Raw genomic sequence first — 13,498 nt, 5'->3', positions numbered from 1 at the left:
GCCATAATGAAAGGCATGTCTACGCCAGAAAACGATGTGGTCGATTCTATCGTCCGCGGGTGGTCGAGTGTCCGCTCGGATATCGATGCGACCCCGCTCGAGGTTTTCTCGCGCGTGAAACGAATCTCTAAGCAGCTCGATCTGCTCCGCCGCGCCTGCTTCGCGAAGGCGGGCCTGGAGCCGAGTGAATTCGACGTACTTTCAGCGCTGCGCCGCTCCGATGCCCCGCTTGGGCTTACGCCAAAGCAACTGCTCGCATCCAATCTGGTGTCTTCGGGCACCATGACCAACCGAATCGACCGGCTCGTACGCCGGGGCCTGGTCACCCGCGAACATGACCCGGCCGATGGCCGCAGCATCCTCGTCCAGATCACCGCGCAGGGCACCGAAATGGTCGATGAGGCCATCACCCTGCTCCTCAACGAAGAAGAGGCGCTACTGGGCGGGCTTGACCCCGATGACGTCCAGGCGCTCTCCCGCGGGCTTCGCGTACTCGCACTTCACATGGGTCAAACAGAAATGGAACAGTAGTTAGCCAATGGCACACCTGCTCGGCGCAGAAAAAATCTCCCTGGAATATCCGACCAAAGTCGTATTCGAAAACATCACTATCGGTATCGGCGAGGGCGACCGAATCGGTATTGTCGGCCGCAATGGTGACGGCAAATCGACACTGATGAAGATCATTGCCGGTCGGATCGAACCCGATTCCGGCCAGGTCACGGTACGCGGCGGCGTCACTGTCGGGATGCTCGACCAGGCCGACACTGTCGATGAGTCTTTGACCGTGGGCCAGGCGATCGTGGGCGATCTTGCGGAGCACGAGTGGGCTGGTGATGCCAAGATTCGCGACATTATTCGCGGGCTCGCAAGCGATCTCGATTGGGATGCGCAGGTCGGCCAACTTTCGGGTGGCCAGCGGCGCCGGGTCGCCCTGGCGAAGCTGCTGATCGGCGACTGGGACATACTGCTGCTCGATGAACCGACGAACCACCTCGACATTGAGGGGGTGCATTGGCTCGCCGAGCACCTCAATTCGCGTTGGCCGGGTGGCACGGGGGCGCTCGTGGTTGTCACCCACGACCGTTGGTTCCTCGACGCGGTCTGCACTACGACTTGGGAAGTGCACGACCGTATCCTCGAGCCCTTCGAGGGTGGCTATGCGGCGTACATTCTGCAGCGCGTGGAACGCGATCGGCAGGCCGCCGTAGTTGAGCAAAAGCGGCAAAACTTGATGCGCAAGGAACTCGCGTGGCTGCGCCGTGGTGCTCCCGCGCGCACCGCCAAGCCGAAGTTCCGGATCGAGGCCGCTAATGAGTTGATTGCGGATGTGCCACCGGTACGCAATGCCATCGAGCTCACCCAGCTTGCGACCGCACGCCTCGGTAAGGATGTGGTGGACCTCGTTGACGTCGAGGTCGCGTTTGCTGACGAGCCGCTGTTCTCGAAGGTCACCTGGCGGATCGCTCCGGGTGAACGCACCGGCATTCTCGGGGTCAACGGTGCCGGAAAGTCCACACTACTGGAGCTGATCTCGGGTGATCGCGAGCCAACTGCCGGCCGAGTCAAGCGCGGCAAGACGGTGAAGATTGCCAAGCTCACGCAGCAGCTCAAAGAGCTCGCCGAGGTCGAGAACGACAAGGTTCACGAAATCCTGGCGCGCCAGAAGAGGAGCTATCAGGCGGCCGGACAGGAATTCACCCCGTCCATGCTGCTGGAACGGCTCGGATTTAGCTCGGCTCAGCTGCAGACGCCGGTGAAGGACCTCTCCGGTGGGCAGCGCCGTCGACTGCAGTTGCTGCTCATCCTGCTGGAAGAGCCGAATGTGCTCATCCTTGACGAGCCCACCAACGACCTCGACACCGACATGCTCGCCGCTATGGAGGACCTGCTCGATACCTGGCCCGGCACACTCATCGTCGTGTCACACGACCGGTATCTGCTCGAACGGGTCACCGATCAGCAGTACGCCGTGATCGGTGGCACCCTGCGGCACCTACCCGGTGGGGTGGATGAATATCTACAGTTGCGCCGGGCGGAAGAACGCGGCGGCGGTGCGCGTAAAGGTAGCGACACCGCAACCGCAGAATCTGCGCCCACGCTTTCCGGTGCCGAACTCCATGCGGCTCGCAAGGAAGTGAACGCGATTGAACGCAAGCTGCAGAAGCTGCAGGAAGAAACTGAACGCATCCACGCTCAGATGGCCGACCACGATCAGAGTGATTTCGAAGGCCTGGGTAAGCTCACGACCAAGCTGCAGGCGGCGGAGTCCGAAGCCGAGGAGCTTGAGCTTCGTTGGCTGGAGCTCTCGGAACGGCTCGAAGGCTAATAAGGACTAAGGACTGCATGAGTATCGATTCGCGTGATCGCTCCGGGCTCGGTCGAGGGCCATTCACGCGATGGTTGCCCGTACTTCTGCAGGCCGAAGCCTCCCCACCAACCGCTGAACCCTATAGAGCAACTGCAGACACCACGACCGGGCGGTTCCTGCTGCAGGTGCTGTTCTCTGCCAGCCGCTTGACGATACCGGCGACAATTTTGGCCGTCCTGTGGCAAATCGGGGAAGCCTTGGTACCGGTGATTGCGGGCGCGGCGATTGACCGGGCGCTCGCCACCGGCGACGTGGCACAGTTGGTGTTGTGGCTCGCGATCCTCGCAGCCAACTTCCTGATGCTCTCGCTCTCCTATCGTTTCGCCTCGCAACTTTCGGCACGTGGCTCAGAACTCGTGCAGCACCGACTGCGTGCGACGCTCTCAAGCAGCGTGTTGCATCCCGCGACCGCCTCGCCCCGTGGCCCCGGTGGCGATGTCGTCTCGACGATGACCAATGACGTCGCTCGCATCGGACAGTTGCGCCTGGTCGTATTTCCCGTCGGTGAAGCTGCGGGCGTTATTTTCATTGCGGTCTCGCTGCTGCTCATCCACCCGCTGCTCGGCCTTGTCACCCTTGTTGGTGCGCCGCTTGCCGTGTGGTTGATGAGCATCCTCAGCCGTCACTATGCCCGTACGAGTCGGTCATATCAGACGCTCCTCGCAGAGACGGTGGGTCAGGCCACCGATCTTGTCACCGGGTATCGCGTGATCAAGGGTGTCCGAGCCGAAGGCGAAGCCACCAACCGCTATCAGCAGGCGAGCCAGCGCACTCTGAAGGGCGCTTTCCTCTCGACAACCGCGCTCGGCAGGTTCCGGGCTGGTAGTGACACGGTTGCGGGCGTATTCGTCGCGGGAGTCGCGGCCCTCGCTGGTTGGTTCGCGGTGACCGGAGAGTTGAGTATCGGTGGACTCATTGCGGGAGTGGGACTCGCGCAGTCACTACTTGCCCCAATGCAGATGATCACCGGGAACGCCATTCCCTTCGGCGCCGCCGCCTATGCATCCGCGGGCCGAGTGCTTGAACATCTCACCGAGGGCATGGCGCCAAATACCGAATCGCCCAGCACCGGTGCCTCGCTTACAGCGGTCCCAGCCCTCGACCTTCTCTTCCCCGACCGGGATGCAATACGAATTAAGCCCGGCGAATGCGTCGCAATCCGTACGCACGACCACGAGGCGGCATTACTCACCGACGCCCTGCTGCATCCCCATCGCGCGGCGACGGCGTGCATCCGTCTCGACAACATTTCCGCACAAGATCTCACAGAGCGCGAGTATCGCGAGCGTGTCGTGGTTGCGCCCCACCACGCCGCCCTGTTCACCGGAACTCTCACGGAAAACCTCGCCCTGACCGGTGCCGCTACTGAAACGCAAACACTCGCGTTATGGGCGACCGCCAGTGATGATGTCATCGCGAGTGTCGGTGGTCTTGAGGGTGAGATCGGCGAGATGGGGGGTCGGCTTTCGGGCGGCCAACGCCAACGACTCGCGCTCGCGCGTGCCCTCGCATCCGAAGCACCCATCCTCGTGTTGCAGGATCCGACCACGGCGGTGGATTCCGTCACCGAAGCCCTCATTGCCGAACGGTTCTCGCAGTTGCGGCGGGGGCGCACCACATTGATCTTCACGGCCTCGCCAGCGCTGCTGGGCGCTTGCGACCGAATCATCGACTTGCGCGCGGGAGGTCTCGCATGAGCGACACGGGATTGCCGATTGCCTCCGGCCGCACGAGTATGCGCTTTGCATGGCGACTCAGCCGCGGTCATCGCGCAAAGCTTCTGCTGGTGGCTGTGCTCGGCATTGGCAGTGCGGCTGCAGGGCTCGTCTCCCCTGCCGTCATTGGTGTGTTGGTGGATGCGGTGCAGTCGGGTACGGCGGATGGCCGGCTCGTGCTGTGGTCGCTTGGTCTCATGGTGGCCGCTGCGGTGCTCGGGGCTATTGGTACCGGCGTGACGGTGGTGCTCGCCGCACGGACGTATCACGCCATGCTCGCCCAGTTGCGCGAAGAACTCGTGGCTACTGCGATGCACTTGCCGCAGGGAATGGTCGAACGGGCCGGGACTGGTGACCTGATTTCTCGCTCGAGCGATGATGTCTCTGAGATCGCCGATGCCGCACCGGCAATTATTCCCGCGTTCACAATGACCGGTTTCACCATCGCCGTGTCGCTCATCGGGATGACCGCAGTGGATTGGTGGTTTGGCCTCGCACTGATCATTTTGCTGCCCATCTACGTTTTGACGGTCCGTTGGTATCTGCGCACGGCACCGCAGATCTATCAAGCTGAGCGCGCGGCAATGAGTGATCGGGCCCAACAGCTCATGGAGTCGCAGCGGGGTTTTGACACAATCACCGGGTTTCAGCTCGGTCAGCAGCGGCACCAACGCGTGCTCACGGCGTCCTGGAGTGTTGTCGGGCACTCGCTGCGTGCCAGCACCGTCCAGAACATGTTCTTTGGGAGGCTGAATCTTGCAGAGTTCGTGGGGCTCGCGGCGATTCTGCTCACCGGGTTTATTGCGCTGCGCACGGGGCAGTCCACAGTCGGTGGTGCCACTACCGCGGCGCTGCTGTTTATGCGGCTCTTTGGTCCGATCAACCAGTTCCTGATGGTCTTCGACACGCTGCAGTCGGTGGCAGCATCGCTGAACCGGATGATCGGTGTGGTCTCGGCCGACGGCCCCGCGCGGTCGCAAGTTGCACGTTCCAGCACTGAGAGCGCGCATGTCCACGTCGAAAATGTGCACTTCCACTATGACGAGCAGTCCCCTGCGCTGCGGGATATCGGATTGAGTATTCAGCCGGGCGAGAGCCTCGCGGTCGTCGGTGCTTCAGGGGCAGGAAAAACGACTCTCGCCGCGGTCATCGCCGGTATCCACTCGCCGACCTCAGGAACTGTCACCCGTCCCGAGCGCACTGTCGTTATTTCGCAAGAGACGCATGTTTTTGCCGGGAGCGTTGCAGATAACCTGCGATTGGTGAAGGTGGAGGCGACCGATAAGGAGCTTTGCGAGGCATTGGAGACGGTGCATGCGCTGTCTCTCGTGCGCACCTTGCCGGATGGTCTTGAGACGCGGGTTGGCCAGGGCGGAACTCCGTTAACCTCGGCGCAAGCTCAGCAGTTGGCGCTTGCGCGGCTGGTCCTCGCAAATCCGGATCTCGCAGTTCTTGATGAGGCGACGGCCGAGGCTGAGAGTGCCGAGTCCGGGCTGCTCGACCGGGCGGCAAGGGCTGCCATTTCGGGACGCGCTTCGCTGATTGTGGCGCATCGTCTTTCACAAGCTGCCTCCTGCGACCACATTCTGGTTTTGGATTCCGGCGTGGTTGTTGAGCAGGGAAACCACGCCGACCTGCTAGCAGCTGACGGTCGATACGCGCGATTGTGGGAAGCCTGGAGTCGCGGACGTGTGTCACCGAATTCTGACTCCTAGAACGGTGCTGGTACATCTTCCAGCACGACCGTAGGCCGGAACTCAGGTCGGGCAGATTTCTTGGTCACGTCGGAGGCCGAAGCCCCGGTCACGTTCCCGTAGGCGTTCGCATTCGCTGAGTTCGAAGCTGGTGCATCTGGTCTCGTGGAATACGGCATCGGTTCAGTCACGACGACTTGCCCCAACGGCGTGCGCCATTCCAGTACCCCGTCACCTAAATTGATGACGGTCCATGGTTTCTCGTGTTTCAACACGTGATGACTTCGGCAGAGCACGGCAAGGTTATCGATACTGGTTTCGCCACCCTCGCTTGCCGGGTGTGTATGGTCGATTTCGCTGTGGGTTGCGGGTCTCATACAGCCTGGGAACCGGCAGGAGCGGTCTCTGACTTGGATGAAGGTTCGCATTGGTTGCGGTGGTCGGTAAGGGGTTACTGCGATCACGTGCCCGCTGATCGGGTCGTTGAGCACCCGTTGCCAGCTGGGTGCGTTCGCGGCAAGCTGGCAAGCCTCGGGGAAGCTGATCGGGTGCATCCCGTTCAACAGCGCCGGCGCAGTCCCGTCTTCCCGCCCTTCAAGGACGGACAGCGCGGGAATTGTGAGGTTGATGTTCGCCACAACCCGAGACTCACCAGGTGTCGCGCAGAGGAGGGTTTCGATGAGGATGTCGGCGCGGATCTGGTCTGTAGTGCGCGAATCCGTCGCGGCGGGATCAACCGCAGGCTCGGAGCCAAGGCTGGTGGCGGCATCGGCATCGGCATCGGCATCGGCATCGAGGCCGGCACTAGCGCTTGCACCGGTGGCCTGGTTCGAGTCAATGGCAAGGCCGTCCAGTGAGGCTGCCTGGGCAATTTCTGCCGCGATGGTGTGGACCGCGTCTTTGCGGGCTTGTTCGTTGATGTCGCGGAGCGCTTTGGCTTCTTTGTCGAGTTTGTCTTTGACCGCCATGCCGAGCTCGCTCGGGACGCGGACGTGAATGTCAGCCATGCCGAAGCTGTCGTGTCTAATGCGCACGAACCGGTCCTCGCGAGCCTCCTTGCAAGCTTTTTCGAACGCTTCCGCGGCAATTTCGGCCACGAGCCGCTCGGCTTCCGCCGCGGTTTGTCCGACCGAATGGGTTTCGGCGTACTCGAGGAGCCGGGAGCCGTATTTGGCGTACTGATCTTCCTGCAGCAGCCCCGTGTTCCGGAGCATGGCTCTGGCGTGCGGCAGATCGATCTTCCCCTCCTCAATGGAGGTGACCCAGTCGGGAAATGACCTCACCAACTCGTACGCGTCGTAGGCCCGGTTTCGCAGCGCGACGGGTGAGTCGTTGGTTTTGATTGCGAACTCGCTTACGAGCGAGGTGAAATGCCAAGAGAACACTTTCGATTGCGATTTGGAGCCGAAAGTTTCGTTCATCGCAGCGAGCGTCCGCTCTGTAGCGATGTCGTACACGGTCGCAAACAGTCGCACGATCCCAGCCTCGGCGGCACCACGATCGCGCCGGAGCTGCGTGAAATCGTCAAGCTTCTCGCGAGCCTCATCGGCGCGAATGTCGTCGGCCGGGCTGTGACGGCCAGTGGTCGCTCGGGGTGCACGCTCACCAGGGTGAACCGACTTGCTTGTCTTACCTTTGGTCGTCGTGGCCAACGTGTCCACCCCCGTTTCGAAAGTTCAATGTGGAATCTTTCGAACATGTTATCGAACCAACCTGTGAAACGCCTTGGAAGTAATAATCGATATTACTCACGATGATCCCATTTCCTAACCCGCAAGCCTCGGCCGCATACTGTGTTCAACCCACCAATTTTGAGGCGACGGCCCGGTCAACGTGACGCTAGATGCAGGCTAAGGCACGCCAACGACATTTCCTGCCCCAGGATCTCGTGCGATGTCAAATGCCGCTCGCACGATACGAGCAACCCATTGTCGGGCTCCCGGGCCGTGTAGTTCGGTCCGTCTGCGTGAATCATCCACTGTGCTCGAAGGTCCCTGCGGACGTCCATGCCAAGTCCCGAGTCGCCACTCCTTTTTGGAAATCTTGCAGTAGCCAGCCCGCATCCCTACTTCGAGCGTGCCGCGGCCACGAACCGCTGGATGCGGTCGTGATCTTTGACGCCTCGGCTCACTTCAACGCCACTAGAGACGTCCACGCCCCAGGGCTGCGCAATCGAAATCGCCTCGGCAACGTTCTCGGGGTTCAGGCCACCGGCCAACAACCAGCGACCTTCGGGACGCTCGTCGAGCATGCTTAAATCCCAGGTCGCTCCCGAACCGGGCGTGCTGGAATCCAGCAGCAGCGCATCCTCCCCGTAGGCGCCCACCACGGCAGAGCCACGAGTTATCGAGGTTGCGCGCCACACTTCCAATCCCGAAACCGAAACCGCAAGGCGGGTGTCCGCTTCCGAGTAGTCGTGCAGCTGCAGAACATCTGCGCCGATCTCGCGAACGGCCGCGAGCGCCTCCACAATCGTGAGATCGTGCACGACAACCACGGTCCGCAAGGCATCATGGCCCGCGGCCACGAGTTCCTGCGCGTGCTGAATCGTCACCGCTCGCACGCTGGTTTGACTCAAGACCACGCCCATGGCATCCGCTCCGGCGCGCTTTACCGCGTCAACATCGGCCAGCGTCTTCAGCCCACAGATCTTCACAAACATGTGGCGATCCTAACGCCCATCGGAAAACCTGGATGCGGACGCGGGCGCGAGGTCGAGCCGAAAGGCGGGCGCACGGGCCGACGCGGATTCGGGTGCGATGTACGTGTAGTCCGCTAGACCCCGGCGCCGATCTCCAGCAGCGCTTCCTTGAGCTGCTTACGCGCGCGATTCAATCGCGAGCGCACGGTCTGGACCGGTACCTGCTGGTACTCAGCGATCTGTTCATAGGTGTAGTCGCCGTATTCGCGCAGCACGAGCGCCACCCGGAAGTCCTCGCCGAGCTTCGCCAGGGCAAGCTGAACCGTGTCGCGCATCTCGTGGTCCGTCGCGAAGTCACTGTCGGGGGCATCCCGTTCGAATACGGCCTGCGCCTGTTCGTCATCGCCGACCGTAACTTCACGCCGTTTTCGGATCACCGCGAGCGCGGCATTCGTGGCAATGCGGAAGGCCCAGGTGCCGATGGACGACTCGCCGCGGAACTTCGGCAGGTTCTGCCAGATCGCAATCAGCGCATCCTGCAACGCATCTTCCGCATCAGCCCGGTGCTCGGTGGTGCGCAGACACGTTGCCCAGAGACGATCTCGGTAGGGCTTCAGCAGCGCATCAAAGGCGCGACGATCTCCCTGCTTCGCTTTGGCGAGCAGTTGTCGTTCATCGGCGGATGACGCCACATCGTCTCCAGGGGATGCAATGGATTTGCGAGTGCGCATGATCAACACGCGCGTCTTCAGGATGGTAGCCGCTGTGCCTTAAACATTCGGTACCGGGACGCTAGGAATACTGCCAAAGGATGATCCAGAAAACTTTTCCTCACCTCGGGGAACTTTCCGCGCAACCGGTGCATCCAATCCTCGACCGCATGAACGATGGCCGGAAGGAACACTCGAACAATGACTACGAACCAGCCCGCAGCAAGCGATGCCCCCTCGAACACCGCAGACCAGGGCTTTGCCTCCTCGGAAGCATTCGACTTGGACGGTGACGGCATCATTGACGTTGTCGAATACGACATCGATGGCGATGGCGTCGCCGATGAGTTCCACTACGACACCGACGGCGACGGACAGATCGACAACGTCTACAGCGACCTCGACGGTGACGGCTACATCGACGCCCGCTTCATTGACACCGACGGCGACGGGCAGATCGATTACGCCGACGTCGACACGGACGGCGACGGCATCATCGACACGACCATGTACGACACCGATGGTGACGGGAAGCTCGACCAGGCCAATATCGACACCGACGGCGACTCGTACGCCGACACCTACGCGAGTGCCGACGGCGACTACTACGCCACCCAGGTCGACACTGGCAATGCCGCCAATGCTCCGGTAGGCGACTCGTCCGAGGCCGAGGGTGTGGATGCACCGCACACCGACAGCCCCACCGGTGACGGTCAGCCGATCGGTGCGGAAGGGGAAGACTCTTCCGAAAGCATCCCGCCGAGTGGCGGCGCCACCGAAGCCGACCAGATCGACTACAGCGAGACCTCGGATGACCCGGCCTACGTTGAGGGTCAGCCCACAATCGACGCTGACGGCGACGGCATCAACGATTCTGCCGAGGTGGATATTGACGGCGACGGCATCAATGACGCACTGATCACCGATATTGATGGTGACGGCATCGCGGATTCCGCGTCGATCGACACCGACGGCGACGGCGTCTACGACGTCTTCGGCACCGACTCCGATGGCGATGGCGTCATCGATGACTACCTGGCCGACACTGACGGTGACGGCATCGGCGACACCGTCGTCGACTACTAAGAATTTGCGGACCGGGCCCGGGAACTTTCCGGCGGACCGCAGCATCCAATAACTGAACCCCATAACGATTCGCACCGGGCCCCCACCCCCGTGAAAGGACACCGCCATGAGCACCAACGACAGCCCCTTCCAGTTTCAGACCACCGATGGTGTGCCGCAGGAAGACCTGCAAGAGGACACCACCCAGGTTGAAGAAACCCAGGACGGCTCGACCTCGGAGCCGATTCCCGAAAGCGACAGCTCGGCCCCAGAAGTTGACGAATCCGGTGCGCAGGGCATCGACACCGACGGCGACGGCCTTGCGAACGCCGAACGAGTTGACCTCGACGGTGATGGCTACGCCGAGACCACGATCGTGGATGAAGACGGTGACGGCGCAGCTGACATGGCCTATATCGACTATGACGGCGACGGCTATGTCGACCAGACCGTTGACCTCACCGAGGACCACAGCGCTGACAACTCCAGCACCGAGCCGACCACGAATGACTCGACCACGGCAGCCCCGATCTACGCCGATGACCTCACTCCCACCGACTATGACTCCTCAGTCGCCTACGACACCGACGGCGACGGCATCACCAATGTCACCGATTACGACACCGACGGTGACGGTTGGGCAGACCAGTCGCACTATGACAACAACGACGACGGCATCGTGGACCAGGTCACGATCGATGTCGACGGTGACGGCTACGCCGACGTCGTAGCAACCGACACCGACCTCGACGGCGTCATTGACTACATCGAAGCGGACACCGACGGCGACGGCTACATCGACACAACCCTCCACGACACCGATGGTGACGGTGTGCTCGACACGGCCCTGGTCGACACCGACGGCGACGGCATCATGGACGAAGAAATCGACCTCACCGAAGAACCCACCGTGGCCAGCCCCGAGATGGGCAACCAGTTCGACCTCGACGGCGACGGCGTCAACGAATCCACCTACGTGGACCTTGACGGCGACGGAGTGGTAGATGCGCTGGGTAGCGACTGGGACGGCGACGGCCTCGCGGAAGAGGTCTACCAGGACACCGATGGCGATGGCGTATACGACACCGTCTACGTGGACACCGATGGCGATGGCGAGCTCGACACCGTCTACACGGATGACGGTACCAACGGCACCGCTGCCGACGCGTCTTACTAAACACTAAAAAAAAGTTGCGCGGGACGGGAACTTTCTTCCCGTCCCGCGCATCCAATATACGAACCAACCACCACGGATCATTCCAGACGAGCAAAGGACCTCGAAATGACCACCAACCAGCCCAACGAGTCCCTCGACCTTAACGGCGACGGCGTCGCTGACGCGCAGACCGTGGACATCGACGGCGATGGTCTCGTCGACGGTATGAGCATCGACCACGACGGCGACGGCGTCACGGACTACGCCGTTGTTGACACTGACGGTGACGGATACGCCGAAACCACGATGCTCGACACCGACAATGACGGCAACCCCGACACCCTCCTCATTGACGAGGACGGCGACGGCTACGCAGACAGCTCCGCGACGATCAACCCCGATGGCACCATCGATGAGGGTACCGGCGGCGCTCCCTCACAGAGCGAGTCGCAGACCGAGTCGCAGACTGACACGACTAACCCGGTCTCGAACACCGACCCCGTCACCGAAGACCCCAGCAGCATCGATGGCGCATCGAACGTCACCACCGAAGACTTCGACGGCGACGGTTACGAAGAAACCATCCTGGTTGACGAAGACGGCGACGGCTACCCCGAAACCATTGGCGTCGACTCTGACGGCGACGGCGCGATCGACATCATCGACTACGACTACGACCAGGACGGCGTCTCCGACGAAATCTACGTTGACGCGGACGGCGACGGCGTATTCGAAACTGTCTACACGGATGCCGATGGCGACGGAAACTTTGAAGCTTCCTCGGTCGGTGGCGACCCGTCGACGGAAGACACCACCCAGCCGGTCGACAACTCCAACACCGGCGAAATGCAGTCCGACTCGGGCGAATTCACCTACGACTCGGACGGTGACGGGGTCAACGATTCCGGTTACTTCGACCTCGACGGTGACGGCGTGGATGAAACCTTCGGTACCGACACCAACGGCGACGGCTACGTGGACTCGGCCATCATCGACGTTGACGGCGACGGCGTCTACGACGTTTACGCGGAAGACACCGACGGCGACGGCATCCTCGACACCGAGCACAGCATTGCCGGAGACGATGACACCACCGCAACCCCGGTGGACAACTCGACCAGCTCGCCCACCGCCACCGGTGACGCCTCGAACAACATGTCGGACCTTGGGACCCCATCCCTCGACCTCGATGGCGACGGCGTCAATGAGTCAATCGAATACGACCTCGACGGCAACGGTGTCACCGACACCGTGATCTCGGATCTCAACGGTGACGGTATCGCCGACGCCATCTTCATGGACACCGACAACGACGGTCACTTCGATGTTGCCGGTGTGGACACCGATGGCGACGGCATGCTCGACTCCTACGACACCGACGGTGACGGCGAATTCGACACCTTCGACTTCGATGGTGACGGAGTTGCAGACGTCTAAGTCAGCCGCATCCCAGGGTTGCCGGGTGACCACGACGGTCGCCCGGCAACTCACGCCCCAAGTACTTTCTCACAACTAAGGAGCCTCGAACATGGTCAGCGAACAGAGCACCCCGGCAGCTTCGGAAGAGCCGCTGCTCGGCACTCCCCCGGCGCTTTCGGAGGAGTCGTGGGATCAGCTGCTGAACTCAGCCTTCGAGGCACCCCCGGGCTACGCGGACGGCATCGTGGATGTCTTCGACGCCCCCGAGAGTGCTGACGACGCCATCGACGTTGACGACCACACGATTGACTTCGACGGTGTGGCGGGCAGCGCGGGTGAAGCCAACGCAACCGATAGCGGTGACGCGGATGCCGATGATTCCCTCATCGATCTTGACGAGGCGGATGTGGAGGCCGATGGGGATGCGGAAGACACGGCCGACTCGACATCACCGAACGAGACGGATTCCGAAGAGTCCTTCGGCTTCGGCATCGACACGCTGATGGGCACCGAGGATGACCTCGATGGCACCGAGTTCGAAGACGCCGGGCTCGAGACCGATACCCTCGAGACCGATGCCAGCCACGAAGACGAGTTCACGATCGACACCGCCGAACTCAACGATGACGATCTTGGTACGGGCCTGGACGGCGACTACGGCGCGGGCGAGCACTACATCTAGCGGCATCCCTGCCTGCAACGGAACTGGCTACAGCGTCACAGACTG

The 13,498-nt window shown here is 61.8% G+C and carries 11 protein-coding genes; 8 read left to right on the top strand and 3 right to left on the bottom strand.

What is annotated here, in order from left to right; genetic code table 11:
• Positions 1–15 precede the first annotated feature (15 nt).
• From F8O05_RS08435 to F8O05_RS08420, 4 genes are read left to right on the top strand one after another with little or no spacing between them, the layout of a single operon-like run.
• Positions 16–531, top strand: coding sequence for a MarR family winged helix-turn-helix transcriptional regulator (locus F8O05_RS08435; RefSeq protein WP_158052286.1), 516 nt, complete (start codon positions 16–18; stop codon positions 529–531).
• Between the two features lie 7 nt (positions 532–538).
• Positions 539–2,329 carry an ABC-F family ATP-binding cassette domain-containing protein gene (locus F8O05_RS08430; RefSeq protein WP_158052285.1) on the top strand — a complete coding sequence of 597 codons (1,791 nt, stop codon included), beginning with the start codon at positions 539–541 and terminating at the stop codon, positions 2,327–2,329.
• 17 nt (positions 2,330–2,346) lie between these two features.
• On the top strand, positions 2,347–4,068 hold the full coding sequence (locus F8O05_RS08425) for an ABC transporter transmembrane domain-containing protein (RefSeq protein WP_158052284.1): 1,722 nt from the start codon (positions 2,347–2,349) through the stop codon (positions 4,066–4,068).
• Positions 4,065–5,801 (top strand): ABC transporter ATP-binding protein, encoded by a 1,737-nt coding sequence (locus F8O05_RS08420; protein ID WP_158052283.1) that lies wholly within the window; start codon positions 4,065–4,067, stop codon positions 5,799–5,801. Before F8O05_RS08425 ends, F8O05_RS08420 begins: the two co-directional genes overlap by 4 nt.
• Here F8O05_RS08420 and F8O05_RS08415 read toward each other — a convergent pair.
• The 3 genes from F8O05_RS08415 to F8O05_RS08405 form a co-directional block, all read right to left on the bottom strand.
• A complete protein-coding gene (locus tag F8O05_RS08415; protein WP_158052282.1) occupies positions 5,798–7,432 on the bottom strand; it encodes an HNH endonuclease signature motif containing protein in 1,635 nt (544 codons plus the stop codon). The two genes, F8O05_RS08420 and F8O05_RS08415, sit on opposite strands and share 4 nt — an antisense overlap.
• Before the next feature lie 413 nt (positions 7,433–7,845).
• Entirely contained in the window at positions 7,846–8,442 is a 597-nt protein-coding gene (locus F8O05_RS08410; RefSeq protein WP_158052281.1) for a phosphoribosylanthranilate isomerase, read from the bottom strand.
• 113 nt (positions 8,443–8,555) lie between these two features.
• Positions 8,556–9,152, bottom strand: a complete 597-nt coding sequence (locus F8O05_RS08405; RefSeq protein WP_192497099.1) for an RNA polymerase sigma factor — start codon at positions 9,150–9,152, stop codon at positions 8,556–8,558.
• Positions 9,153–9,332: 180 nt separating this feature from the next.
• Here F8O05_RS08405 and F8O05_RS08400 point away from each other — a divergent pair, with 180 nt between their 5' ends.
• The 4 genes from F8O05_RS08400 (at position 9,333) to F8O05_RS08385 (ending at position 13,453) form a co-directional block, all read left to right on the top strand.
• On the top strand, positions 9,333–10,217 hold the full coding sequence (locus F8O05_RS08400; protein WP_158052280.1) for a hypothetical protein: 885 nt from the start codon (positions 9,333–9,335) through the stop codon (positions 10,215–10,217).
• 106 nt (positions 10,218–10,323) lie between these two features.
• Positions 10,324–11,373 (top strand): hypothetical protein, encoded by a 1,050-nt coding sequence (locus F8O05_RS08395; protein ID WP_158052279.1) that lies wholly within the window; start codon positions 10,324–10,326, stop codon positions 11,371–11,373.
• A 105-nt stretch (positions 11,374–11,478) separates the two neighbouring features.
• On the top strand, positions 11,479–12,789 hold the full coding sequence (locus tag F8O05_RS08390; RefSeq protein WP_158052278.1) for an autotransporter outer membrane beta-barrel domain-containing protein: 1,311 nt from the start codon (positions 11,479–11,481) through the stop codon (positions 12,787–12,789).
• 91 nt (positions 12,790–12,880) lie between these two features.
• A complete protein-coding gene (locus tag F8O05_RS08385) occupies positions 12,881–13,453 on the top strand; it encodes a hypothetical protein (protein WP_158052277.1) in 573 nt (190 codons plus the stop codon).
• Positions 13,454–13,498 lie beyond the last annotated feature (45 nt).

Origin of the sequence: Gulosibacter chungangensis (genome assembly GCF_008831155.1) — a bacterium.
GTDB lineage: Bacteria > Actinomycetota > Actinomycetes > Actinomycetales > Microbacteriaceae > Gulosibacter > Gulosibacter chungangensis.
Note: the sequence above shows the minus strand (reverse complement) of the source record. Positions and strands in the feature narration are given on the sequence as shown.

Coding starts and splice junctions, on each gene's coding strand:
- F8O05_RS08420 (WP_158052283.1), top strand. CDS start 4,065: ATGAGCGACACGGGATTGCCGATTGCCTCCGGCCGCACGAGTATGCGC.
- F8O05_RS08395 (WP_158052279.1), top strand. CDS start 10,324: ATGAGCACCAACGACAGCCCCTTCCAGTTTCAGACCACCGATGGTGTG.
- F8O05_RS08390 (WP_158052278.1), top strand. CDS start 11,479: ATGACCACCAACCAGCCCAACGAGTCCCTCGACCTTAACGGCGACGGC.
- F8O05_RS08425 (WP_158052284.1), top strand. CDS start 2,347: ATGAGTATCGATTCGCGTGATCGCTCCGGGCTCGGTCGAGGGCCATTC.
- F8O05_RS08410 (WP_158052281.1), bottom strand. CDS start 8,442: ATGTTTGTGAAGATCTGTGGGCTGAAGACGCTGGCCGATGTTGACGCG.
- F8O05_RS08405 (WP_192497099.1), bottom strand. CDS start 9,152: ATGCGCACTCGCAAATCCATTGCATCCCCTGGAGACGATGTGGCGTCA.
- F8O05_RS08385 (WP_158052277.1), top strand. CDS start 12,881: ATGGTCAGCGAACAGAGCACCCCGGCAGCTTCGGAAGAGCCGCTGCTC.
- F8O05_RS08400 (WP_158052280.1), top strand. CDS start 9,333: ATGACTACGAACCAGCCCGCAGCAAGCGATGCCCCCTCGAACACCGCA.
- F8O05_RS08430 (WP_158052285.1), top strand. CDS start 539: ATGGCACACCTGCTCGGCGCAGAAAAAATCTCCCTGGAATATCCGACC.
- F8O05_RS08435 (WP_158052286.1), top strand. CDS start 16: ATGTCTACGCCAGAAAACGATGTGGTCGATTCTATCGTCCGCGGGTGG.